The sequence below is a fragment of the Burkholderia pyrrocinia genome, from assembly GCF_003330765.1.
GTDB classification, from domain to species: Bacteria; Pseudomonadota; Gammaproteobacteria; order Burkholderiales; family Burkholderiaceae; genus Burkholderia; species Burkholderia pyrrocinia_B.
Map to the genome: position 1 here is coordinate 1,436,394 of NZ_CP024903.1, position 23,373 is coordinate 1,459,766.

Genomic DNA, 23,373 nt, shown 5'->3' on the forward strand with positions numbered 1-23,373 from the left:
CGCTCGGGACAAGGCACGGAGGGCATTTGCAACGCGATCAACTTGCTTTTATTTCCCTCCCTTACGGAAGTGTGTTCGGTGCCGACTCGTCGTCGGATCGTCGCGCATCTCCATTTCGAGCGACGACGTAAAACCGCCGTTGCCGTCCATCCGCGACACAACGCGCTTGACGAGCCACGGCGTCGAATCGATATCCGGTTTGAAGCCCTTCGCGTTCACGGTCATTTCCGGGTACACGTCGGCCCGGCCGAGCGCGAGCGTCATATCGAACGTTGCCTGCCCGCGCTGCGTGCGCGCGAATTCAGCCTTGGCCGCCGCCTCTGCATCAGCGCGAGAGCCGTAGATTTCCGGCAACAGCTTCGTGCTGCGGTTGTTTTCGCCACCGACGATCACGGACTCTTGCTTGCCCTTCTTCGACGTATGCCAACGTGCACGCACGGACGTATAGCTTTCGCGTTGTGAGACGTGATAGCGGTACGAATCGCCCTTCGCCTTCCGGATCTCGAGCGTCGGCAGCGGCTTACCGCTCGCACTCGTGCCCGCGCCGATCGGCATGAACAGCAGCCGCCCATCCTTGACCGTCATCACCGCGTCGTACCGCTTCGCGAGCCGGGTCAAAAACGACATGTCGCTTTCGCTCGTCTGGTCGATATGCGCGATCCTGATCTTCGCGAGCGCATCGCCGAGCGCGGGCGTCAGCTTGTGCCGGGCGGCGATCGATTTGACGATATCGCCGATCGTCTGGCCGTGCCAGCTTTTATCACGACGCTCGTGCATGGCATCCGTCATCGACGCCGAACGCGCGCTGACCGTGACTTGATCAGGTGCGCCGTGGAACTCGAATTCATCGATCGTGAACGTGCCTTTGTCCACGAGCGTTTCGCCCGTCCACCCGATCGACAGCTTCAATTCGGCCCCGCGCTTCGGCAGTTCGAGATCGCCGCGCGAGTCGTCCAACACGAGATTGAGCGAATCGGCCTCGTCTGCGCGCGACTCGCTCAACGTGAGATAGACGAGATACGGCGCAATCGTGCGCGACAGGTCGCGCCCGTCGAGCGTAATGCGGTAATCGGCGGCCGGGACGAGTCGCCGGGTCGGGAGCTTGAGCGATTCAACGAAGTCCGCCATCGCCCTATCCCTTCTTCGCTTTCGGCTTCTTCGGCTTGACGTATGGCGGCGTCGCACCGGCCGGTGCCTTGTCGAGCGATCCATTGGTCGGCTCGCTCGTCGCGACGCCACCGTCAACTGACGCCGCGAGCGAGCGATCGTCCACACGCGTGACTGTCAGCGTGAATTCGATTTTCAGCGGCGCACCGAGGATCGTGAAATACGAGTGCGTTTCGTGTAGCTCGTCTATTACATACGCGCCGTAGACGATGCCGCGCCCGTCCACGAGCACATATGCATCACCCGTGTTCGCCATTTCGGAAATCAAGTCCATCGAGATAGGCGTGCCGAGCACGCCCGTTGCGATCATGCCTTGCATGGTGAACGTGTCATCGCCCGGCCCGGTGAACTGGCGAGCGTCTCGCGCACCCACGCGCGAATTGCTCGCAAACTTCCACGTGCGTCGACGCTGCATTTCACTGAACGGCGCGGTGAGCGTGCCGAAAACGAACTGTCCGAGAGAAAGCAACATAGCGGCCTCAGTCCGAAAGGCGCGAACTGACGCGGCGTCGATCCTCACGCTCGACCTGTTCAATCACGCGGCGCACTGCCGCTTCGAATTCGTTCACGTTGTCACCGTTCTCTACCTTGATCGTGATGTAGTAGTTCCGCACTCCGCTATCCATGGCGGCCGACGGCGTCGCGCTCGCGGCCGACAGCGGCGGCCGTGCGTCGATCAGCGGTCGCATGTCCATCGGCGTCGGTGCAGCGGTCGCCGTCAGCGCGCCGAACGTGAGCGAGGCGGCCCCGGCAAGCCGCGCAGCGGCCCCGGCTACACTCGCCCGCTCGCCCTCGATCCCCTGCGCCGCACCCTGCCCGATGAAACCGCCGAGTGCTGCGAAAACACGGCTCGGGCTATGGATGCCGAGCTTTTCCTTGAACCAGCCAATCGCGCTTTCGCCGACGTTGTGCAGGGCCGTCCGAACCGTGTTCATGCCGTTCGTGATGCCATTGACCAGTCCATCCACGATGTTGCCGCCGATTTCGATAAAGCGAGTCGCGAGCCCCGACATGTAATTCGTGATGCTGTCCCAATGCCGAATCACCACACCGAGCAGGGTCCAGTTCATGAAGAAATCGAGAATCACACCACCGACCCCGAGCGCCTTTTCCTTGATCCAGTCCCACGCCGCGCCGGTCGCCGCCTTGATGTCGTCCCAATGGCGCACGATCGCGCCGACGATCGTCCAGTTCATGAAGAAGTCCGCGACGGCCTGCGCCGCACTCAGCACACCGGATTTGATGAGCGCCCAGATTGCCAGCGTGATTGCCTTCAAATCGCTCCAGTGATCGACAATGAAGCCGACCACAGTCCAATTCATCAGGTAATCGACAATCCACCCGCCGACGGTCTGCACCGTCCGCTTGATACCGCCCCACACCTTCGCGAAGAAGGCAGAGATCGGTTTCCAGTATCGATAGATCAGATACGCCGCCCCGGCGATCACGGCAACGACGGCCGTAATCGCAAGCCCGATCGGGTTCATCAGCAGCAGGCGGCCGACCGCGAAAATCGCACCACCGAACGTGCGGAAAGCGCCGCCCAACATGCCCAACGTGCCGCGCAACATTCCACCCTGGACACCGAGCATTGCCATGCCGTAGCGGGTCAGCGCCAGCGGCCCGATAATCGCTGCGAGCCCGATCGTCAGCGTGCCGCCCGTCACGAGCACCGCGCCGAGCGCAGCCAGACCGATCGCCAGTGCGCGCGCCGTGCCTGCGTTCCGCTGGGTCCACCCGCTCACGCCCTCGATCAGACTGGCCGTCAGTTCGAGTCCGCGGTTATACAGCGGCAAGATTTTCGACCCTAGCTGTTCCTCTAGAATCGCCTTCTTCGACAACGCGTCGATTTCCTTGCCTTGCGGCAGCGTCTGGCCGACGTTGAACCCCTGATCGATATCGTAAGCGTGCTCGTTCAGTGCCACGCTCTTATGAATCGCCTTGCGTTGCAGGAACATCGTGGCAAACAAGTTGGACGCGCGACGGTTCGTGAAAATCGAACTGATCGCGCTGAGAACGTCGCGTTCCTTCGTGATGCCCTTCTTCTCAAACATCGGGAGCAGGGTCTGTTCCATCCACTCGAACGGCGACGATTTGAACTGATCGGTGTTCAGCAGCGCGCCATCGGCGAACGCCTTCACGAGCCCGGTTTTCTTGTTCCACTCGACCTTCTTTTTATCGAGCAGGCCGAGCGACATGAGTTTTCGCGTCGCGCGCACGGTCGTACGCCCTTCGATCAGGTTCTGATAGCCGGACATGACCGCACTACCCACGGTGTCCCCGCCCATTTCCTGAATAAGCGGTTCCATCTGGTAATAGAACGCATCGGGACGCATCAGCTTGGCGGCCGTGCCGCCCGTCTTGATGAACTCCTGCCACTGATCACCACCTACGCGCCCGCCGGTCGCCGTGATGACCTTCTGCACCATGTTCGCTTCGCGATTGAACGTCGCGGCGTCGTTCGTGCCGCCGCGCTGTTCGATCGCCTTCAACATGTTGATGAATTTCTGTTCGTTCTCCCCGCCTTGTTCGGCACCGAACAGCGCATCGTTCGCGAACTTCATTTTCGAAAGCGTCGGCAGGATCATTTCCGCGTGATGCTCGTCGTTCAGGATCGTCATCGCGTCCCGCATCAGCGTGAGGTTTTCAGTCGTGCTGACGCCGTAGGACTTGTGTTTGCGCGCGAAATCGATCGCTTTCTTCGTATCGTGGTCGCCCGCGCCGAGCGCTTGAATCTTCACTTCTTCGAGCTTCGAGTGCTTCGACTCATCGAGCAGCGCACCGACACCGCCGAGCACGCGGCCGCCGACGGCGCGCGTGGCGTATCCGCCGACCGCCATTTCGGACGCTGCACCGCGCGCGGCTTGATACCGATCGCGCGCAGGCGAGAGCGCGGCACGGCGCGCATGCACCGCTTGCAGGCGGTGCCCCTGATCCGCGATTGTCTCGTTCGTTTTCGCAATGCTGGATTGCAACGATTTCTCGTATGCCGCCAGCGTTTGAGCGCCCCGCCCGGCTTGCTGCATGCGCGTGTTCAGTTCGCCGAGCCGGGTTCGCTGCCTTTCCTGATGCTGCGTGAGCGTGACGACGGCGCTCGATGCTCGCCGCATGGCGTTCTGCATCCGCACTGTGGGATTTTCAGTCGCCCGGATCTGCGCTTGCAGCCCGGCGAACTTTTCTTGCGCCGCCTTCAGCTTCGTGGCGGTCTGACCCATTTCCGTACGGACGGCCTTCACCGCGTCGACGGTCTTCTGTTGTTTTTGCAGTTCCGATAGCTGCTTCTTGGTGTCGGCGAGCGCGCGTGACAGGCTTTTGCTACCGGCCAGCGTTTGGCGAAGCGGGCGCGTCAGGCGATCGACCATATCGAACACGACACGCAGTTTCAGTTCGTTATTCATTCCGTTCGTACCGCACCCGCGCCCGCTCGCGCCAATCCATCAGTTCAGAAACAGACATTGCATCCATGACGACGGGCGTCCAGTTGAATACCAGCGCCACGTCTGCCATTGCATCCTCGACTATGCCGGGGAGCCCATGTTTGCTCGCATGGCTTTCGTCATAAAAAAACCGCTGACGATCCCGGCCAGTTGCAGCAGATCGGCCGGGTCCAACTTTGAAACATCGGCCTCGGTCAGCGTCGGAGTGGAGATACGCGGCAGCACCTTGTGCAGCGCCGATACGTCGAGATTCACGAGATCGGACAGCGACACGCCGCGTAGTTCGCCGGAACCCGGCTTGCGCAGCGTGATCGCCTTGATTTCGTTGTCGCCCTGACGAATCGGTTGGTCGAGCGTATGGGTGTTTTCGGTGTTGAGTTCTTTCATTTTCGTTTCTCGATGTGGTGAATGTCAGCGCGCGGACACGCCGCGCATTCGGGTTAAACGCCGATGATCTTGCGGACCTGCGTGAGCGCATCCTTGCCGCCCACGAGTTCGATAAAGTTTTGGGCGTCGATTTCGATCACGGTGTCGCCGTTGATGGAAAGCTTGTAGTACGCCAGTGCCATCGTTGCCTTGGTCGTGGTGTCGTCGCCCGCTTTCGCGTTACCGAAATCGACTTCGGAGTAACGGCCGCGTGCAACAATTTCGACGGCGGTCCACTCATCGTCACTGTCGTTTTTGTACGCCCCAGCAAATCGCAGCATCACGCCATCAACCGACGGCGTGCCCCACTGATTCAGCATGTTCTTGTCGATCCCGCCGAGCGACCACTCCAGTTCCATCGCCTCCGGCCCAAAATCGTATTTCACCGGCGCCACCATGCCGCCGCCGCGCCATTCCTCCATCTTGCGCGCGAGCTTCGGCAGCGTCAGTTCCTGCGTCTGGCCGATGTACGACACGCCGTTGAGAAACACGTTGAAGTGTTTCAGTTTGGACGGCATTCCCATTTTTCTATCCTCCCTTCCCTATGTCTGACCCGGACCACTTGTCCAGGCGGGTGCGTTACGCGTTCACCTGCGACGCGAAATCGGCCAGATACTGATCGGTGATCTTCTGGATCAGCGTGAGGTTTTCCAGCGGCGGCGTCGGCGTGTAGTCGTAATTGATCCTCGCCTTGCCGTCTTTCAGTGCAACGACGCCGTTCTGTTCCGCGTCGAACCACGCCGAGCCACCGATCAATCGCCCCTTCGTCACCAGCTCACGCATTTTTGCGTTGATGCCCTCGATCACGTCGCGCGGCAGCGCCGGGACCATCACACCGTCGATCACGACCATCTGTGCTTCGGCCACCGTGTCGGCCAGAACCTGTGCCGTGCGCACATAGTTCTCGAACGCGAACAGCGGATCGTCGGACGCCGTGCGCGAGCCCCAGAATCGGAAACCGCTCCGATTGATCAGCGTCGTGACCTGATTCTCGTTCATCAAACCGGCATCGGTTGCCGGGTTTTGCAGATCCCACGAAACGGGCTTGCTGATCCCCTCGACGCCATTCACCGCGACGTTGGAGAGTGTCTTGTGCCAGCCGATCTGCTGATCGATCTTTGCGCGTAGGCCGACTGCATATGCAACGGCGGGCACTTCGACCTCTTTCGACGTGGCGTCGTCCCACGCAACGAAGTCCGGCCAGATCACCATCACTTCGCGTTGACCGAATTTCTTCCGGTAGGCCACGGCCTCTTCCGGAGTGGCGACCAGTTCGCCCGTTTCGTTGCGCGCTGCGACGTACGCCATCGCGCGCAGCAGTTGCCCCGTGGACGCCAAGGCATTCGCGACCGGTTGCGTATCGAGCCCGGGCACGGCCAGAATCCGCGGCTTCACCTGCACGACGGACGGCGCCGATTCGAGCGCCTTGAGCCCGGTTTTCGTCCCGTCGGCGTTCACGGTGCCGACGATATTGGACGTGGTTTCCGCCGAATCCTTGCCTTGCAGAACGCGCACGACGACGGTGAACGGGCGGGTCTGTTTCTGGATCGCATCGAGCGTCTTGTACAACGTGCCCTTGCGGCCAGCCTTGCCGAGCGCCGCTTGGACGTTCGTGAGCAGCACCGGCTTGTTCAGCGGAAACGTGACCGGGTCGGCATCGTCGCCGGTGCAGACGACACCAATAACGGCCGTCGAGATCGTCGTGATCGGACGGACGCCGGTGTTATCTTCGACGACGGATACGCCGTGGTGATAGTCCTGCGCCATGATTGTTTTACTCCCTTGATTTCGAATTGACGCGGCCCGGATCTGGACCACGTATCGGCGTTGCGCGTCAGTCGGCGATGATTTCGGCGCCCGAAAATGCGTAACGGTTCGTTGCGTATTGCTTCAACGTTGCGTCGCCGTCCTCGCCTTCCGGAACCGGTGAAACCAGCGCGGCTTCCACATACGCCTTCGGGTCTTTACCGGCTTTCGGCACGCCCTCGACACTCAGCATCGAATTTGCGAGCGGCGTGCGGTTTGCCCGCCGCGCTGCATCGTCGTAGAAGCTGGACATCTGTACGGACGTACTGTTGGCGGTGAAATTGATCGTCACCGAGTCGATGCGGTGAATGCTTGCAGGGGCGCCCGACTGTTCGACGGTGATTGCTTTCTTCAGGGTCATTGCTGGAATCTCCGATTGAGGTTCAATAAGTACTTCGACAACTGTCCGGCTCAAATAGGCGCAACCGGCCATACGACGTTCAGGGGGAATCCGGCCTGCTGCGGAACATCACGCAGCGCGGCGCGGTACTTCCGAAGTGCGGTTTCTAGATCAGCGTCGCCAGAGTCGGCCGCACGCTCGACCAGCGGATCGACCTGCAACAGCAGCGCGTCGCGCTCGCGACGCACACGCGCGGCGGCGTCGATCACTTCGAATTCCGCCTGGAATTCCGGCCACCAATTCAACAGATCGTCCGGTGTCGGCTGCGGAATATCGCGCGGCTCCCAGATCGGCACCCATGCCGATTTCGTTTGTTCGAGGGACTTCTCATCGACCGGGTGCGCGGGCCAATAATCTTTGCAGCGGACAAGCTGCGGGAATTTCTTCGACAGAATGAACGCCGCTTGCTCAACGGTGAGCATGAATTTGTTCGTCATTGGTTTCTCAGAAGTACGCCGTAGACCACGATTGCATTGGCCGTACCGTTGCCGGGACCGCTCAGGCCGCACATGACCCACGGCGCAGGTAGTGCGCCGCCAAGGCGATCCACGGTGCCGAAATTGTTCACGCCGGAATCCCACTGCACGCGCGCGCCCGCACTGGCTCGTGCATTGATGTTTCCCCAGATATCGTCAATCTCAGCGCTCAAGAATCGGCCGCGCCAAGTCAGATTCAGATTCCCGTCTGTCTGGAGAATCTGCGCGCCCCTCAGGTACAGCGTTCCCCAATCGTCTATCGAGAGCGTCGTGGAGTTGTATGCGTTGTTGATGAATTCGACACCGCCGCCGTCGCGGGCGCGCATGTACGTCCACGAGTCGAAACCCGGTCGGTTGTTTCGAAGGCCGATATCGGCCTGCCAGCCCGCACGCGTTACGCGGGGCCGATCGCGGAATTCAGGAGCCGCATTGAAGTACGTGGCCGACCCGAACTCGACCCGGTTGTCGCTGTTCCATACCGTGATCGGGTTTGCCTGCCACGAGCCGTCCGCTTTCATGGTTGCCCATGCCGAATAGCCGCCGCCCGACATCGTGCCGTGAAGCCACGCTTGCGCCGTACCATCTGCGCGCACGAGAACGATGCCCTTGGCATCAGTCGTGTTCGGTTGCTTGACACGAAGATCGTTCGTCATCGTGTCACCGGCCTTGTTCACCTTCGCGTTTGGGTCGAAATTGCCGTTGTCGAACGGGATTAGCCCGCCCGCCCATGTCGGACGCTTTGCGAGCGAGACAACCTGCGAACCACGGGAAACGTCCAGCACTTTTGACTGTGTCGTGCCGTCGTCGGCCCACGCAGTCATTGCGAAATCGTCGGTGTCCGTTTTGCCAATGGCGAAGCGTGTCTTCGTGCTGTTCTTGAAATAGACGGTCGCCCACGACGATCCGCCATCGACAGCGAATCCAAGTCCACGTACAAGACCCGCCGCGTTGAGAATTGAGCCATCGTCAACAGCGCCGCCGACCAGCACGCGCCCGCCGTTCTGCATAAGCGTCATGTTCCCGACGGCAGACCCATTTCCGCGCGTGACCGAAAGCGCGTTCTGTGATGCGGAATACGCGTCGTTCACCGTACGAATGGAAAGCACGCCGTCCGGGGCATGCAGGAATTCCCACTGCCTCTGATCGGTCGCACCGCCTTCACGACGCATGATGATCGACGTTTGCCCCGCGCCAGAACCGTTCGATGCGACAAGCGCACCAACACCGCTCGACGCCTTGATCGGGCCATTCGCCTGCACTACCGCGCTACTGCCGTCCTCGCCAGTCGCACCGACGACGAGTTTCCCGCTTGGGGTAACGCGCGCGCGTTCGGTCCCGCCTGCGCTGAACGTGAGCGCGCCCGCGCCGATCGTGGAACTGCCGTAGATACCGATGTTCGGTCCGTTGGCTCCCTTGTAGATGCCGATCAGCCCCGCGTCGCCTACGCCCTGACTGTTGATGAAGTAGTTTGCCGCGCGCACGCTGCCGGACACCTGCGCCGTGTTCGAACCGTCATCGGCCGTCGGCCCCATCACCACCCGGCCGCTATTGGGCGCGAGTGCAATGCTCTGGATCACGTTGCTATTGGCCTGCCGAACGACGTTGATCCACGGGACGCCAGAAGTCCATCCATCGGTAACAGCCCGGCCTTGAAAAATGCCGTCGCCTGCTTTGAAGTCCCATACCTTCATGTCCGCCGCTGACGTTGCGGACTTGAAAACGATCGTGCCCCCGCCATTGTTCCCGAGCAACACGCCAGAACCCATTGCGGCAAGTCCGTTCCCAGGTGCCGCACCCGTGAATGACGCGGCACCGCCGACTTGCAGTGCGCTGTAGAAGTCATCGGGCGTTCCGCCGATCAACACACGATTCGTCGCGCCTGCGACAAACCGCATCGTTTCCTTCGCGTTGTTCGCGACCGCAAACACACCATCGGCAATATGAAAAAAGCCGGTGTCCGGTGCGCCGTCGTTGACAAACGAAATGCCGGGTTTGTCCACGGTGCCTTCGGCCGCAAGAATCTGCCCGGACATCGTGAAGCCGGTCGTCTGCGCCGGGTTCGGCAAATTCCCGGCGTGCCACACGTCTTTGCCGTTGACGTGCAGATTTTTGCGCGTGAAGTTGAGCGCGAACATCGCGCCGTTCGATGGGAGGTAAAACCCCGCCTCAGAAGCGCTACCAAAGAAGTACCCGCCGCTCGGGCCGATGATGGCGCGCCCCTCATTGCCGCCATTGCTGACGTTGAGCATGCCCTTGACGTTCAACTGTCCGCCGACGAATGTCCCAACGCCGCTATCGTCCAGCATCACGGCACCCGTAGCGACGTTGATCGTGAACGGTCGAAAGGCGTTCCACGATGCGCTCGGATCGCTTGTGTTGGTCAGCAGAAAATAGAAATTCGAACCATCGTTGCGCAGCAGCACATCGCGGCCGTTCCGTAGTCGGATATTGGCGCCGCCAGCGTCTAGACCCGACGAGGTGATGCCGCCGGAGAACGTGCCATCACCCGCGACCTGCAATTTCGTCGCGCCGTCGTCGTCCCGATTGCCGACGACGACCCGGCCGCCGTACGTGATCCGCATCGCGCGGATCTGATTGGCGTCGCTATTCGCATCGTTCGGCGTGCGATTGATCCAGAAATCCAGATATTCACGGCCCCACGTTCCGGCGTCATATCCGGAACGGATCGACGCGACGAACCGCGCATTGGTGTCCACCGTGCCCGCCGCAAACGTGCCGTGAAAGCGAATTTTCGCATCGCGGTTGAGCGCACCGGACGCAGCGGCGACGGCGAGCTGCGCGTCCTGATCGCTCGGCGCCGACGTGACGCTAACCGGGCCGGTCAGCTTCGGGCGAATGAGGGGCGCATACCATGCGGCGGCGGTCTTTGGCGTGAGTGAGCGCAGCGCATCTTTGCCTTCGTTGACCTCCTCCTGTGTCGCCAGTTCGATGACGCCCTGCACCGTTTCCGATGCAGGCGGATTCAGGAACGACGCGTCGCCGAAAACGAGTTTCGTCGCATCGATCGACACAAACTGCATGTCGGACGCCAGCATCAGGTAAGCGGCGGGCGACTTCTCCATGATCGGGGTACTCTGCACGTACACGGCCGCCAGCACGCCGCTTTCGAGATAGAGCCCGTACCCGTACAACGAGTATTGATCGCTCGTCGTGTCCTGAATCGTGACGTGGATCGTGTCTTTCGCAACGTTCTTGCCGCCGAACGTGTTCACGCGCTTGCGCTCGTTCGGCATGACCGTCATCGCCGGATCGAACACGAATGCGCCGGTACACAGACCGATTTCGGTCACGCGATGCTCGTTCGTCCCCGTGTTGCCTTGCGCCACCAGCGCAGCGCGTCCGGCATCGGTTACTCGAATGAAATTCCCTGCCATGTTCATTGTTCCGTCAACGTCAGACGACGATAGAGCGCGGCCTGTCCGCCAGCGCCGACACCGATCGAGCCGCTAAGAGCGAACCCCTGCGTGAAGGTGTAGTGGGCGCGGACAGGCTTCGCGCGATCCACTTCCGCGAGAATGTCGGCGATATACGATGCGGTCGGTGGGTTGCCGTCCTGTGCCGCGACCGTCATCACCATGTCAAAGGTGTACGGCGTGCCCGCCGGTTCGTGCTCGAACCATTCGCGCATGACGATGTTCCCGCCGAAACTTTCGACCACTTCGCGGACAGCCGCGGCCGTGCCGTTCTTCCGCGCGATCGGGATAGCGGCCTTCACGCGGGCGCGCTTGATACGCTCGGGCCAATCGTCTTTCCACGTCACAACGCCCAAGTGCCACGCGAGCCACGGCAGCAGATCGAGCCGAATCGTGTCCGGGTTCATCAGGTCGCGGATCGGCACCGGCACCTCGCCGAGCCGCGCATTCGCAGCCGCGATTGCACGCAGGAGCGGCGACGCATTCGGCGGCAGCAGATCACCCGCCATAGACGCCTCCCAGAGTGATCTTGACGGCCCGACAGTACGGCGCCTGCGTGGCGGAAATCTCGACGTCTGCAATCGGCGCGTTCAGCTTCACACGCTCGACGCCGTTCACGTGCAACGCAGCGTAGATGCCGGACAACGTGACCTCACGGCCGTTACGGTGCGTTTCAGAGACGTAGGCAGCGAGCTTCGCGGCAGCCTCTTTCAGTACGACACTCGAATCCGGCCCGGGGAATGTGAACAGCACCGCATCGACCTCGTAACCGACGATCGTTGCACCACGCACCGTCACCTTGTCAGTGAGGGGGCGCACGTCGTCCGCACGAAGCGCCGCCGTCACGGCGTCGATCACCTCTTTGGACGGCGTGCCGTCGCCGTCGCGCGACAAGACCGTCACCAGCACTTCACCGGGCGCCGGGCTCGTCGCCGATGCGTCGAGCACTGAGCCATGCGCCGCAAGCGCGTGCGAACGATATGCGCCCTCCGGACCCGCGACGGAATAGCCCTGCGGTGCCAACTGCGTGCGGTAACGCAGATCGGTGTTGCCTTCCATCACGGCCGGGGTACCGGCTTCCGGATCTGCGGGCGTGATTTCCAGACGCTTGACACCGAGCAGCGCGGCCAGTTGATCAAGATCGCCGTCCATCGCGAACGCCAGCATGACCGCACGCGCTGCGTCGTTCACGCGTTGCCGCAGATACATTTCGCGATAGACGCTTTCTTGCAACATGATCGTGATCGGTTCCGATTCCAGTTCGAGCGCCGCCGCCACTTCTGCGCGACGGTCGTCCGGTACGAGCGAAAGCAACCCGGCCTTACGCTCCGCGAGCATTGCCTCAAAATCGATTTCCTCGACAACATCGGGTGCGGGCAGGCGCGACAGATCGATCGGCGTACTCATGCTCCGATGCCCTCGACCGAAACCGACGTTCGGAAGTCAACAGAAGCACCGCGCACCGTCGTATAGCCTTCCACGATGACCGGCAACGTTCCGGCCGCGAATTCGCCGGACGTGATCGCGTCCTGATCAATCGAGACACGCGTGAGCGTCAACCGAGGCTCCCACCGCATCAACGCGGTTGCGACGGCCGCATACACCTGCGTGAGTACGCGCTGATTGCCGGGCGCGTCGATCTGGTCCGGCAGGTCCGAGCCGAACAGGCGCCGCTTCACGCGCGTGCGCAACGGCGTTGAAAAGATGACCGCGATCGACTGTCGCAGGTGATCCACACCTTCAACGTATCGCCCGGTCTGTGCGTTCATGCCGATCATCACGCCCCCGCGAGCGGCGGCGACACGAGCGCGAATTCGCCCTTCGCTTGGTGCGGGTGGAATCTGAGGCTGATGTCGCCAGCCTTTACGTCGTCCGTGAAATGGGCCGAGCCGTGGATCTGCATAACAGGACCCGAACCGCCCTCACCGGCTTCGCCGGTCGCGCCGCTCAGGAACGTGAACGGCCCTTCGACCGTGAGTGCGCCTTTGCATGTCGTCTGCGGTGCGTCGAGCGTGACAGTTTCCGCCTTGACCGTCGCGGCCTTGGTTTCGATCAGCACGGACGCGGGCGCGGCGAAATGGATCGTGGCACCTTCCGGCAAAGCAACCGTGAGCGCGTGGCTCGCGTCGTCATAGACGATCCGGCCGCCGTCGGCGAACACGATCATGTGCTCGCTCGGGCTCGTGCTCGGCGCGGGATAGTCGTCGGCATACTCGGCGCCGGACACAACGCCTTGCGACGGATCACCGCCCGGGCAGTCGATCACCACCGGCTCGCCGATGCTCGGTGCACTCCATGTGCGGACCTTGCCCGCACGCGTGGCTTTCCACGGAAGCCAGTTCGTCGTCAACCCTTCGCCGTCGGTGTCAGGATCGCCGACGGCAACGCGGCACCGGGGCGCGGTCGGGTCGGCCAGATCGAGCGCGACCACGCGGCCGCGCAAAATCCCGTTCCGCTGTTGTCGCTGTGCTTCGTTCGTCTGTGCCTGTCCCACGTGTGCCTCACCGTTGTATCAATCGATACGCCCATCGTGCCGCGCGCGCGATCGACAGGCGAGCGACGGCGCCACGGCTCAGGCCGGGTACAAAATCAGCGAGGGAAAGGTGACGGACGCGCGCGACCGCGCGTCAGCGAGAGGAAAGGTGTTTGAGGTAGTGGTCGCGAATCATGCCGCGCTCGGGCTCTGTGAAGCCGAGCAGCACACGGCGGGGATACCGGTATTCCGGGCCGCCCGGCGCCACCGGGGCACGCTCGCCGTGTTGGTGGACGGCTGCAATCTGCGCGACGCGCCCGGCAAATCCGACGGTGCCGCCGTCAGCCGTCGCCGCGATCGTCATAAACCGCGTCGTGCGCAGCTTCATGAACATGGCCTGCCGCCTGATCCGGCCCGCGCTGGCGCGCGCAGGCGGGCGTTTGCCCGATGCACGCTTTCGCGGTTCGAACGGCGTTCCGTCCGGGTTCGTCTGCTTCGCGATGCGGGCCGCCTGACTGCGCCGCAGATCGCGCACGATGGCGCGCAGCACGCCGCGCCGTTGCGCGGGCGTGAGCTTCGCGAGCAGTTCGCCCACCCACGAATCGAGTGCCGTTAGATTGTCCGTCACCGTCTGCGCGCTTGGAGAATTGTTTCAACCGGGTCGAGCAGCCATACGGCCGAGTCAACATCAGCGTTCCCCGGCGCGCTGTCGTCCACGGACGCATACGACCGCGTACCGTCGCCCGCCACCTTCACCACGACGTTTTCTGTCAGGGGGACGCGGATCGACAGATCGACGGCGCCATTGTTCAACACGTCCGCTTCGAACGTGATGCCGTTCTGCCGGGTGTCCGGGTTCTGCACGATATCCGGCTGATTGCGCTTCGCCCATTCGGTAATGTCGCCCATGAGCGCGAACGTCGATCCGGCGAAATCGAGCAGCACAATGCGCGCCACGTAGCGAATTACGTACGACTGCGCGCGCGACGCGTTCGATTCGATCACGCCCTCATCAACGAACACGAGCAGCCGATCGGGGTTTTCGGGCAGGTACGCAACCGCGCCCGTGATCGCGGCGCGCAACGAATCGAGCTTTTTCACCGTGCGTCGCCCGGATCTGCGACGGTCGCCGCGCGCTCGGCGCGTGCCTGGCAGGCGGCGATCGCATCGACCGTCGCCGCGCACTGCGCCCATGCAGCCTTCGTCATCAGCAGGGCCGCATTCATGTCACGGTTCGTTTGCGGCGCCATCGCAGGCAACGCGCACCGCGTTACCGGCTGGCATGCGTTGAAGGTAATCACAGGCGCCGGTGAGATCGGGGCTTGCTTGCAGGCGGGCAATGTCAGCAGGCAGGACAGTATCAGCCCATGCGCGAGATTCGGGCGTTTCATTGAGGATTCTCCGGGTTGCGGCTTCGATGCGCGCCTGTGCCGTGCCGATCTGCGTGCGCGTCGTATCGAGCCGCCGTTGTAGTTCGGCGTTCGACCGCGCGTTCGCTTCGAGTCGCGCAATCGTCTGATCGCGAGCCGTCACCTGATCACGTGCGGCGCGTGCGGCTTGCTGTGCGTCCGAAACGTCCGCACGGAGCGATTGGACATAGCGAACGCCGCCCCATGCGACGAGCGCAGCCGCACCGAACGCCAGCAGCTTCGCGACCATCGGATTCATGCGCCCACCGTGTACGACGCCGCTTCACCGCAGAAATGAGCGGTCAGCACCTCACGACGCGGTTTCACGCCGTCGGCCGCGATGCCGATATGGACCCACCGGCCGCCCTCGTGAATGAGCTGATCGAACGCGAGATTGGACGCCGCCAGCTTGCGCACCACATCGAGCGGTGCGCCGAACTTCGAGCATACGAAATCGGCAGCGAGCCCCCCAAGGTGCGCGCTATTGGCGACGCCGCCGACCGCGCGATTCAGCGCCGGGCAGCGATAGCCCGACGTGATCTGCATCGGCTTGCCGCCGAGCAGCACGCGGGCCTGTTCCAGCGTCTGCGCGAGACGCCGCAGATTTTCGACCGTCGCGGCCGACGGCGTGTTGTCGATATGCCGCGTGCGCGCTACGTCGCTCGCGGTCAGTTCTTCGAGTGTGAAATGGTCCGTCAACTGCATAGAGCCTCCCTGATTGCCTGCGTGCGGTGCGCGCCTTATCGGCCCGTATCCGCCCCGCGATCCACTTCGCGCAACGCACGATCGAGCACCCGATCGAGCACCCGCGAGCCGCCGTATCCGGCCAGCGTGATGACGCCCGCCTCAAGCACGGCTTGAAAATTCATCCATTCGGACGCGAAGAACGCCAGCAGCCCGGCCACGAGCGACACCACCAGATCCTTGGCGATTTCCAGCCCGATCGAGCGGACCGGCGCCACGTCGGCCGCAAGCTTCTGCAACGTGCTCGCGAGGCCGCCAATGAACGACAGGAACAGGCACAGCGTCACGGCCGCGAGCGGGATGCTCGACAGATCGTCGCCGAACGTGACCGTTGCAGCCCACGCCGACGGCGGCCACACCACCGCCAGCCAGACCCACCGATACCGAATCAGGTTTTGCACGCAGCCCTCCGATGACGTTTTTCGAATTGATCGTGGAACGCCAGCACCAGACTGGTAACGGCCATTCCGACATACAGCACATAAGCGCCCCACGCGTCGCCGAGGATCGGCGCAAACACGAAGGGCGGCACGAGATAGCAGAACGCCGCGCCGACGTAAAGCCCGTGGCGATGCCGCACGAGCCACACGCACGCGCAACGTCGCGGCAGGACGCCGTTCAGCAGCACGTCGGCCACCAGCACCATTGCGATTCCGATCATGGCGAGCGTCAGGATTGCACCCGGCAAACCCTCCCGCCGCATCATCATGTCCGCGAGTGCATACGGCGCCGACACGCTGCGCGTGACGACCACGAGCGCGAGCACCGCATACAGCGCGCGGAACGCGACAGCGCGCGCGCCGTGATCTTGAAAACCGGGGTCTTTTCGCATACGAACCTCAATCGAATAGCTGAACCAGCGGCGCCGTTCCCGCGATCCCCGTCGAGTCCGGCATTTCGACCTCGAACCCGAGCGGCAGAAACAGGCCGATATCGGCCAAACCCGGGTTCGCCTCTAACACCGCCTCGACCACGCCATCGGTGCGGCCGTACCAACGCCAGCAGAGCGCGTCGACGGTTTCGTTTTGTTGTGCGCGTGCCTTCATCAGATCAGGTCCACCGTGACGCGTCGGCGGCGCATGATGTCCGACACAGCCCAATACGCATCACGCCGCGCGTCTTCCGGCAGGCAATCCAGCGCCTCCGCCCGGCGCGTGCCACTGGCCGACGTGTCGTAACCGCGATAGCGCTCAACCAGCCACGCCAGCGCCCATGCGTACACGGCCCGCCGAAAGCGCGACACCTGCACGTTCACGCCGTCCACGTCGCCGCTCAGAGTCGTCGCCAAATCGGCCGCGCCTTCGCGCTCACGATCCACGCGCCACTCGGCGAGCACGTCACGGGTATGCGCGATGCCCTCGACCACCGCATCGCGAAACCGCGCATCGGTGATCGTGCCGTCTTGCAGGCGCATCACCTCACGTGCGACGCGCAGATCGATTTCGGGAAACCATCCATCGCCCGGGATGACGGAGGCGACAGCAGGATCGGCCGGTTTCGGCGCGGTCGCGGCCGGGACGGGTGCGGTCGAAACGAAATCATTCATCGCAGCACCGTTCGGGGTGGCGGTGGACGCGTGCCGCTTGGCAAGGCGCAATGCCTGCCGCCCGGCACGCGTGCCGCCACGTCGCGAGGGACGCGTTACGCATCCGAGCCCTCACCATCGGGACCGGGTGCAGATTCTTTGCCGGACAGCAGCGCTTCGAGCCGCGCGATATCGCGCTTCACGCCGATCTTGTCGTTCAGTTCGAATGCCCGGCGAAACGCGGCAAGCGCGGCATCCGGATCGACCGCGGTCAGCGCCACGCCGTACGCCTTGAACAGCTTCGCGCGGATCTGATCGACCATATCGAAAGGCGCGGTCAGGTCGATCACGTCGGCCAGCAGGCCCGACGGCACGTCAGCCGTTTCGGCGAACCCTTCGGCCACCGTCGCCGGCAGCGTGCGGTCGAAATGCGCAGGCATGGTCAGGCCGTGGCGGATCGCGTAGCGGGCGATATCCATCGCCCCGCCCATGTCGCCGGCGTCGAGCCGCCACAGCATGATCGTTGTCACCACGTCATCCTGACCGCCCGCGTCACGTTCCAGCACTTCGCTGATGTACGGCAGGTAGTCGGGCAGGATTTCGCGCTTGATTTCGACCTTGCGCTCGACGGACTGCGTTTCCTTCAACCGCCGCTGATCCGTCGCGAGCTTCGCGCGCATCATCTCGTACGCCCTGTCCTGCGAGCGCTGCGTGCTCGCCGCGACCTCGCCGCGCGTGTCGCCGGGATCGGCGACGGACGCGACGGTGGACGCGGCGACGCGCATCAAATGCCGAGTGATCGGGGTATGTCGCGTCATCACCGCACCTTATTGACCGCCCGCAGGCGCACCAGCGAATTCAACGTTCTCGATCAGGCAACCGGCGCCGAAGTCCTCGACCACGTACGCCTCGTTGCTCGATTCGAAGAACTCGACCTGATCGCGCTTCGGGTTGTCGATCACCGCGCGTCGACGGCCGCTGATTTGCCAGTACAGCGACAGATTTTTCAGGATGGTGATGAACAGCTTGCCGCGCGGCATGAATGGCACCTGCACGGCTTGCAGATTGCCGATGCGCTTCTGGCTGATGACCAGACCGGCCGCGAGCGATTCGGTCGGCGGGTTGTCGCGATCGAGAATCGGGAAATACTTGTCCAGGAGCGTATCGCGGCCGCACAGCACGACCAGTTCCGGGCTTTCCGCATACCACGGCTCGATCAGCGAATTCGTTGCTTCGTAGACGAGCGCGTCGAGGTTCTTGTAATCGCCATCGGCGCCACCGATCACCAGCTTGCCCGAGCCCTTCTTTCCCTCACTGATCACACGATCTTTTGCCTGATCACGGTACTTCTGCAGCCAGCCCTTGTTCACATCTTCGAGGTTCGGGTTCTTCGTGCGATCGGACGTGGCAGCCCGGCCCACACCGTTGAAGCCGATACGAATCCGATCGAGCGCTTGTTGCTGCGCGTTCACATCGCGCACCATCGTCTGGAAATTCGGGAACTGCGCCCACGCGTCGAGCTTGCCGTACTTCAAATGCGTGTCGAAATTCGTCTGCGTGCAGACGTATGCGTTCGGGTCCATGTCGGTCAGATCGACCGTGGTTCGATCGGACTTCGTGGTGTCCGTCGTGCTCGCGATCGGTGCGCCGATCAGCAGGCCGAGCTTTTCGCCCATCTGTTCGGTTACGCCCTGCACGTTGATACGTTGCAGGAACGCCGCCGATTCTTGAATGCGCTTTTCCAGCGTTTGCTGGACGCTCGGCACGACGGCGAATTTTTCCGCGACGCTCGCGACGCCGTTGAGCTTCGCGATGTTGTCCATGTAGCGCGTCAGTGCGCGCCGGGTAATCGGGTTCATGTGTTCTCCGGTAATTCGATCTGTGGTGTGTCAGCCCGACCGCTGTCAGCAATCGGTAGCGTCCCAATCGGCGCTGCCGGTTGCGCTCGGTCGCATGGCCGCGCCCGGTTCGCGTTCGAGCTTCTGGCTCAGGGTGTTGAACGCTTCGCGGTCTTTTTCGCGATCGGCTTTCAACGCCTCGATATCGCGCGTCAGACCATCGATCACGACCTGTTGCGACGCACTGTGGAACGACAGCCGTGTGATCAGGTCCGCGTTCGACGCATCGCCTTGCGCGAACTCGGCCGCCTTCGCGGCGCCGCCCTTCGATGCGTCGGCGGCCGATGCTGGGGGCTTCAGCGAGAAACCGAACATTTCGGCGAACCTCGCCACCACGGCCGACGCGATCGACGTAGACGACGCGGCAGGATCAGCGGGTTCGTCGCCGATGAGTGATGCCGCGTCTACCTCGACGCCGATCGAAAACAGGTTTTCCGGGGCCGCCTTGCGGGACTTGAAGTGCTCCGGGTGTTGCCGCGAGAACGTAAGGATTTCGGTGCCGAGGCTCGCGGGGCTGTCCGTCACGCCGATACCGAACAGATACGCCTTCCCCGTCTTTGCGAAATCCGGCGCAATCTCGACGCTCGTGTAGACCTTCTGGCGGGCCTTCACCATTGCCTTGAGATCGTCCGTCGGATCGATCTGTGCGAACAGCGCCAGCTTGCCGTCCTCGACCTCGCGCGCTTCGACGGCCCGGACGTCGCCATACGCGCGGAACGGGCCATCCGGCATGGTTCCCCGGTAGTGTTCGAGGAACACGCGCGCGCCGTACTTCGCCGGGTCGTACGTACTTGCCATTTCCTCGATCTGTTGCCGCGTGATGTCGCGACCGTCCGTGGTCGCGCCTTCCGTTGCCACCCGCACAAACTTCATTGTGTTTTCTCCCTGTTGATTCCTGTCCGCTTATCGAGCGTGAACACCATCGTGCGTGAGCACCGTCAACGCTTCAACGCACGCTCCCGTGTGACAGGCCGGGTACAGATTCAGACGGTCGATTTCGCGCTCGCGCGCGCGATACGCTCGACGCATGGTCAAACCTGCAAACCCCTTCTCCGACTTTCCGGCATCAAACGATGTATCCGCAACGAACGTGACGAACCTCGCCACGCGCCGCGTTGCGCGTGATCTGTTTTGGAGTGGATGGAAGATTGTCGCCATCGCCGAATACATCGGCGAGCCGCGGTCAACGGTGGAGACGTGGAAACAGCGCGAGGGATGGGACAAGGCAACCGCGACCGACAAGGTTATTGATGCACTCGTGCAGCGTCAGCGCGTGCTGATCGCGAAGGAAAACAAAGAGGGAAAGGACTTCAAAGAACTGGACTTGCTCGGCCGAGAAATGGAGCGCCAGCAGCGCATACAGGCGCGCGGCGAGCGGGCCGAAGGTAGCGGAAACGAGAACGGTACGGCCAGCGAAGGCAAGGCGAGCACGTCGCCGCGCTCGTCGTCGCGGAAATCGAATCGCAATGTCATAACGGCCGAGCAGGAACAGCGCCTGAAAGAAGCGATCCGCGAACAACTGATCGGCCATCAACACACGTGGTTCGAGCATCGGCACTTGCGCCGCCGCAACATCCTGAAGTCACGACAGATCGGCGCCACGTTCTATTTCGCGCACGAGGCGCTCGTGCGTGCGCTGGAAACCGGCACGAATCAGATTTTTCTGTCGGCGAGTCGTGCGCAGGCGCACGTGTTCCGCTCGTATATCCAGAAATTCGCATGGAACGCTGCGCAGGTTGAGCTAACCGGCGATCCGATGAGGTTGTCGAACGGCGCGGAATTGATCTTTCTCGGCACCAGTTCACGCACGGCCCAAAGCTACAACGGCGACCTGTATTTCGATGAGTATTTTTGGGTCAGCAATTTTGCGACGCTCAACAAGGTCGCGATGGGGATGGCGACGCATTCGCATTTGCGGATGACACACTTCTCGACGCCGTCCACGAAAACGCACGAAGCCTATCCGTTTTGGACCGGCGCTCACTTCAACCGTGATCGTGCAGACGACGAGCGCGTCGAGATCGATATTTCCCATACGTCCCTTGCACGCGGGCGCCAATGCGGCGACGGGCAATGGAGGCAGATCGTCACCGCAGAGGATGCAGTCGCATCCGGGTTCACGAAACTGGATCTGGAGGACTTGCGCTCAACGAACAGCCCGGCCGATTTCGAAAACCTGTACATGTGCCAGTTCGTGGACGACACCTCATCGGTGTTCGCCTTCCGGCTCGTACAGGCGTGCATGGTCGATTCATGGGACGTGTGGACTGACGTAAAGCCGTTGCTTGATCGGCCGTTCGGCTGGAAACCGGTATGGATCGGCTACGACCCGGCCCTCACGGGCGACGCGGCCGGATGCGTCGTCATCGCCCCACCCGAGCAGCCGAACGGAAAATTCCGCGTGCTCGAACGGCATCGTTGGAAGGGCATCGACTTCGAGACGCAGGCCGAGAAAATCCGAGAGCTGACGCAACGCTACAACGTGACCTATATCGCGATCGACACGACCGGCATTGGTCACGGCGTGCATCAGCTTGTGCGGCAGTTCTTCCCGCGTGTCGTACCGATCCAGTATTCGCCCGAAGTGAAGAACCGCCTTGTCCTGAAAGGCATGTCGGTGATCGGGAAAAAGCGCCTGGAATTCGACGCGGGCATGACTGACCTCGCGCAATCGTTCCTGTCCATCCGCCGAGCCATGACGCCGAGTGGCACAAAGATGACCTACACCGCCGCGCGTAACGAAGAAATCGGCCACGCTGACCTTGCATGGGCCTGCCTTCACGCGCTCGATAACGAACCCCTCGAAGGTGCCAGCCGCGCACGCAGCACCGTGGAGATTTACTGATGAGCACCGCCCTCGTTCCGACCACCGACGCGCACGACGTTGCAACGCGCGCGCCGCTGTCCTCGATCGAAACGTTCACGTTCGGCGATGCGGTCGCCGCGATCGACGGCGCCGACATTCTCGATTACGCCGAACTGTGGGCGATCGACGACTATTTCGAGCCGCCGATCAGCCGCCCCGGGCTCGCGAAATCGCTTCGCGCAGGCACGCATCACGCGTCCGCGCTGTACTTCAAACGGAACGTGCTCGCCTCGACGTTCATCGAGCATCCGAAGTTTTCGCGCGATGCGTTCCGCCGCCTCGCGCTCGATTTTCTGGTTTTCGGCGACGCATACCTCGAACGCGAGCGCAACCGCATCGGTGGAGCGCGCAGCTATCGGCCTTCCCCGGCGAAGTACACGCGCCGAAAAACGGATCTGGTCAATTTCGTGTTCATCGACGGCTTTCTCGACCGCCACCAGTTCGACACGGGCTCGATTTTCCAGTTGATGGAACCGGACGTGAATCAGGAGGTGTACGGCATGCCCGAGTACATCGCATCGCTGCAATCCGCGTGGCTGAACGAATCCGCCACGCTGTTCCGGCGCCGCTACTACGCGAACGGCTCGCACGCCGGGTTCATCCTGTACCTCAACGACCCGAACATGGACCCGGAGGACGTAGACGCGATCCGGAAGGCGTTACGCGACTCGAAGGGCATCGGCAATTTCCGGAACCTGTTTTTGCACTCGGCCGCGCGAAACGGCAGCGGCGAAAAAGGCGCGGTCCAACTGATCCCGATTTCCGAGGTTGCAGCGAAAGATCAGTTTTTCGACATCAAGAACGTTACGCGCGACGACACGCTCGCGGCCCATCGCGTTCCGCCGCAGTTGCTTGGCATCGTCCCGAGCAATACGGGCGGTTTCGGCGCGGCCGACACTGCCGCGCGCGTGTTCGGGCGGAACGAAATCGTGCCGTTGCAACAGCAATTCCTCAAAATCAACGAATGGGCGGGCGAGGAAATCGTGCGGTTCACGGACTATGTGATCCCGACGGCCGCGCCGACGGCGAGCGCCGCGTAACCCGCTGGAAGTGCCAAATCTGGCACTTTTCGGCCCTGCGTCTGGTCCTGCCCGGCGTGCATCAGCCTGCGTCTGGAAATTTCCCCCGAAAATCGCCGAAACCCGCCCCGCGCGGGCCTGCGCAGGGCCGGGGTTTTGCGTCTGGAAGTGCCCCTTTTTTGCAGCGGGCAGGCGCGGAGGGGACTGCGCTATCCGGGCGCCGGGGCGCGAGCCACCCCACCGCCCGGCCCGTGCGGCACGCGCCCACCGAGCCCGCGTCCGGCCCGCCACGG

28 protein-coding genes are annotated in these 23,373 nt (G+C 62.5%); 2 read left to right on the top strand and 26 right to left on the bottom strand.

Going from position 1 to position 23,373, the window contains the following annotated elements; genetic code table 11:
• Nucleotides 1-48: 48 nt before the first annotated feature.
• The 26 genes from CUJ89_RS24020 to CUJ89_RS24145 all read right to left on the bottom strand — a co-directional run bounded on the left by CUJ89_RS24020 (nucleotide 49) and on the right by CUJ89_RS24145 (nucleotide 20,068).
• A complete protein-coding gene (locus tag CUJ89_RS24020; RefSeq protein WP_114179891.1) occupies nucleotides 49-1,128 on the bottom strand; it encodes a phage late control D family protein in 1,080 nt (359 codons plus the stop codon).
• Between the two features lie 4 nt (nucleotides 1,129-1,132).
• On the bottom strand, nucleotides 1,133-1,639 hold the full coding sequence (locus tag CUJ89_RS24025) for a phage tail protein (RefSeq protein WP_114179892.1): 507 nt from the start codon (nucleotides 1,637-1,639) through the stop codon (nucleotides 1,133-1,135).
• A gap of 7 nt (nucleotides 1,640-1,646) precedes the next feature.
• On the bottom strand, nucleotides 1,647-4,565 hold the full coding sequence (locus tag CUJ89_RS24030; protein WP_114179893.1) for a phage tail tape measure protein: 2,919 nt from the start codon (nucleotides 4,563-4,565) through the stop codon (nucleotides 1,647-1,649).
• A complete protein-coding gene (locus CUJ89_RS24035; protein WP_114179894.1) occupies nucleotides 4,558-4,674 on the bottom strand; it encodes a GpE family phage tail protein in 117 nt (38 codons plus the stop codon). Before CUJ89_RS24035 ends, CUJ89_RS24030 begins: the two co-directional genes overlap by 8 nt.
• A gap of 11 nt (nucleotides 4,675-4,685) precedes the next feature.
• Nucleotides 4,686-4,991, bottom strand: coding sequence for a phage tail assembly protein (locus tag CUJ89_RS24040; protein ID WP_114179895.1), 306 nt, complete (start codon nucleotides 4,989-4,991; stop codon nucleotides 4,686-4,688).
• Between the two features lie 53 nt (nucleotides 4,992-5,044).
• Nucleotides 5,045-5,554 (bottom strand): phage major tail tube protein, encoded by a 510-nt coding sequence (locus tag CUJ89_RS24045; RefSeq protein WP_114179896.1) that lies wholly within the window; start codon nucleotides 5,552-5,554, stop codon nucleotides 5,045-5,047.
• Nucleotides 5,555-5,609: 55 nt separating this feature from the next.
• A complete protein-coding gene (locus tag CUJ89_RS24050) occupies nucleotides 5,610-6,797 on the bottom strand; it encodes a phage tail sheath protein (protein WP_114179897.1) in 1,188 nt (395 codons plus the stop codon).
• Nucleotides 6,798-6,864: 67 nt separating this feature from the next.
• Nucleotides 6,865-7,197, bottom strand: a complete 333-nt coding sequence (locus CUJ89_RS24055; protein WP_114179898.1) for a hypothetical protein — start codon at nucleotides 7,195-7,197, stop codon at nucleotides 6,865-6,867.
• A 50-nt stretch (nucleotides 7,198-7,247) separates the two neighbouring features.
• Complete coding sequence (locus tag CUJ89_RS24060) at nucleotides 7,248-7,673, bottom strand: tail fiber assembly protein (protein ID WP_114179899.1); 426 nt, start codon at nucleotides 7,671-7,673, stop codon at nucleotides 7,248-7,250.
• On the bottom strand, nucleotides 7,670-11,107 hold the full coding sequence (locus CUJ89_RS24065; RefSeq protein WP_114179900.1) for a phage tail protein: 3,438 nt from the start codon (nucleotides 11,105-11,107) through the stop codon (nucleotides 7,670-7,672). The genes CUJ89_RS24060 and CUJ89_RS24065 overlap by 4 nt, the downstream gene beginning before the upstream one ends.
• 2 nt (nucleotides 11,108-11,109) lie before the next feature.
• Nucleotides 11,110-11,655 (bottom strand): phage tail protein I, encoded by a 546-nt coding sequence (locus CUJ89_RS24070; protein WP_114179901.1) that lies wholly within the window; start codon nucleotides 11,653-11,655, stop codon nucleotides 11,110-11,112.
• A complete protein-coding gene (locus CUJ89_RS24075; RefSeq protein WP_114179902.1) occupies nucleotides 11,645-12,553 on the bottom strand; it encodes a baseplate J/gp47 family protein in 909 nt (302 codons plus the stop codon). The genes CUJ89_RS24070 and CUJ89_RS24075 overlap by 11 nt, the downstream gene beginning before the upstream one ends.
• Nucleotides 12,550-12,924, bottom strand: coding sequence for a GPW/gp25 family protein (locus tag CUJ89_RS24080; RefSeq protein WP_114179903.1), 375 nt, complete (start codon nucleotides 12,922-12,924; stop codon nucleotides 12,550-12,552). Before CUJ89_RS24080 ends, CUJ89_RS24075 begins: the two co-directional genes overlap by 4 nt.
• Nucleotides 12,924-13,640 (bottom strand): phage baseplate assembly protein V, encoded by a 717-nt coding sequence (locus CUJ89_RS24085; RefSeq protein ID WP_114179904.1) that lies wholly within the window; start codon nucleotides 13,638-13,640, stop codon nucleotides 12,924-12,926. Before CUJ89_RS24085 ends, CUJ89_RS24080 begins: the two co-directional genes overlap by 1 nt.
• 133 nt (nucleotides 13,641-13,773) lie before the next feature.
• On the bottom strand, nucleotides 13,774-14,247 hold the full coding sequence (locus CUJ89_RS24090; protein ID WP_114179905.1) for a phage virion morphogenesis protein: 474 nt from the start codon (nucleotides 14,245-14,247) through the stop codon (nucleotides 13,774-13,776).
• The gene (locus CUJ89_RS24095; protein ID WP_114179906.1) at nucleotides 14,244-14,720 is read right to left on the bottom strand and encodes a phage tail protein; all 477 of its coding nucleotides are present in this window, start codon (nucleotides 14,718-14,720) and stop codon (nucleotides 14,244-14,246) included. Before CUJ89_RS24095 ends, CUJ89_RS24090 begins: the two co-directional genes overlap by 4 nt.
• Nucleotides 14,717-14,959 carry an Rz1-like lysis system protein LysC gene (gene lysC / locus CUJ89_RS38605; protein WP_236655070.1) on the bottom strand — a complete coding sequence of 81 codons (243 nt, stop codon included), beginning with the start codon at nucleotides 14,957-14,959 and terminating at the stop codon, nucleotides 14,717-14,719. The genes CUJ89_RS24095 and lysC overlap by 4 nt, the downstream gene beginning before the upstream one ends.
• Nucleotides 14,847-15,287, bottom strand: a complete 441-nt coding sequence (locus tag CUJ89_RS24105; RefSeq protein WP_114179908.1) for a protein lysB — start codon at nucleotides 15,285-15,287, stop codon at nucleotides 14,847-14,849. Before CUJ89_RS24105 ends, lysC begins: the two co-directional genes overlap by 113 nt.
• A complete protein-coding gene (locus CUJ89_RS24110) occupies nucleotides 15,284-15,733 on the bottom strand; it encodes a D-Ala-D-Ala carboxypeptidase family metallohydrolase (RefSeq protein ID WP_114179909.1) in 450 nt (149 codons plus the stop codon). Before CUJ89_RS24110 ends, CUJ89_RS24105 begins: the two co-directional genes overlap by 4 nt.
• 35 nt (nucleotides 15,734-15,768) lie before the next feature.
• Complete coding sequence (locus CUJ89_RS24115) at nucleotides 15,769-16,173, bottom strand: phage holin family protein (protein WP_060336529.1); 405 nt, start codon at nucleotides 16,171-16,173, stop codon at nucleotides 15,769-15,771.
• Nucleotides 16,161-16,538 (bottom strand): hypothetical protein, encoded by a 378-nt coding sequence (locus tag CUJ89_RS24120; RefSeq protein ID WP_236655071.1) that lies wholly within the window; start codon nucleotides 16,536-16,538, stop codon nucleotides 16,161-16,163. The genes CUJ89_RS24115 and CUJ89_RS24120 overlap by 13 nt, the downstream gene beginning before the upstream one ends.
• Before the next feature lie 73 nt (nucleotides 16,539-16,611).
• Nucleotides 16,612-16,818, bottom strand: a complete 207-nt coding sequence (locus CUJ89_RS24125; RefSeq protein ID WP_114179911.1) for a tail protein X — start codon at nucleotides 16,816-16,818, stop codon at nucleotides 16,612-16,614.
• Entirely contained in the window at nucleotides 16,818-17,318 is a 501-nt protein-coding gene (locus CUJ89_RS24130; RefSeq protein WP_114179912.1) for a head completion/stabilization protein, read from the bottom strand. The genes CUJ89_RS24125 and CUJ89_RS24130 overlap by 1 nt, the downstream gene beginning before the upstream one ends.
• A gap of 95 nt (nucleotides 17,319-17,413) precedes the next feature.
• Nucleotides 17,414-18,115, bottom strand: coding sequence for a phage terminase small subunit (gene gpM, locus CUJ89_RS24135; protein ID WP_114181535.1), 702 nt, complete (start codon nucleotides 18,113-18,115; stop codon nucleotides 17,414-17,416).
• Between the two features lie 9 nt (nucleotides 18,116-18,124).
• A complete protein-coding gene (locus CUJ89_RS24140; protein ID WP_114179913.1) occupies nucleotides 18,125-19,156 on the bottom strand; it encodes a phage major capsid protein, P2 family in 1,032 nt (343 codons plus the stop codon).
• Between the two features lie 45 nt (nucleotides 19,157-19,201).
• Nucleotides 19,202-20,068, bottom strand: coding sequence for a GPO family capsid scaffolding protein (locus CUJ89_RS24145; protein ID WP_114179914.1), 867 nt, complete (start codon nucleotides 20,066-20,068; stop codon nucleotides 19,202-19,204).
• A 154-nt stretch (nucleotides 20,069-20,222) separates the two neighbouring features.
• Here CUJ89_RS24145 and CUJ89_RS24150 point away from each other — a divergent pair, with 154 nt between their 5' ends.
• Both CUJ89_RS24150 and CUJ89_RS24155 read left to right on the top strand, forming a co-directional pair.
• Complete coding sequence (locus CUJ89_RS24150) at nucleotides 20,223-22,040, top strand: terminase large subunit domain-containing protein (RefSeq protein WP_114179915.1); 1,818 nt, start codon at nucleotides 20,223-20,225, stop codon at nucleotides 22,038-22,040.
• Nucleotides 22,040-23,101 (top strand): phage portal protein, encoded by a 1,062-nt coding sequence (locus CUJ89_RS24155; RefSeq protein WP_114179916.1) that lies wholly within the window; start codon nucleotides 22,040-22,042, stop codon nucleotides 23,099-23,101. The genes CUJ89_RS24150 and CUJ89_RS24155 overlap by 1 nt, the downstream gene beginning before the upstream one ends.
• Nucleotides 23,102-23,373 lie beyond the last annotated feature (272 nt).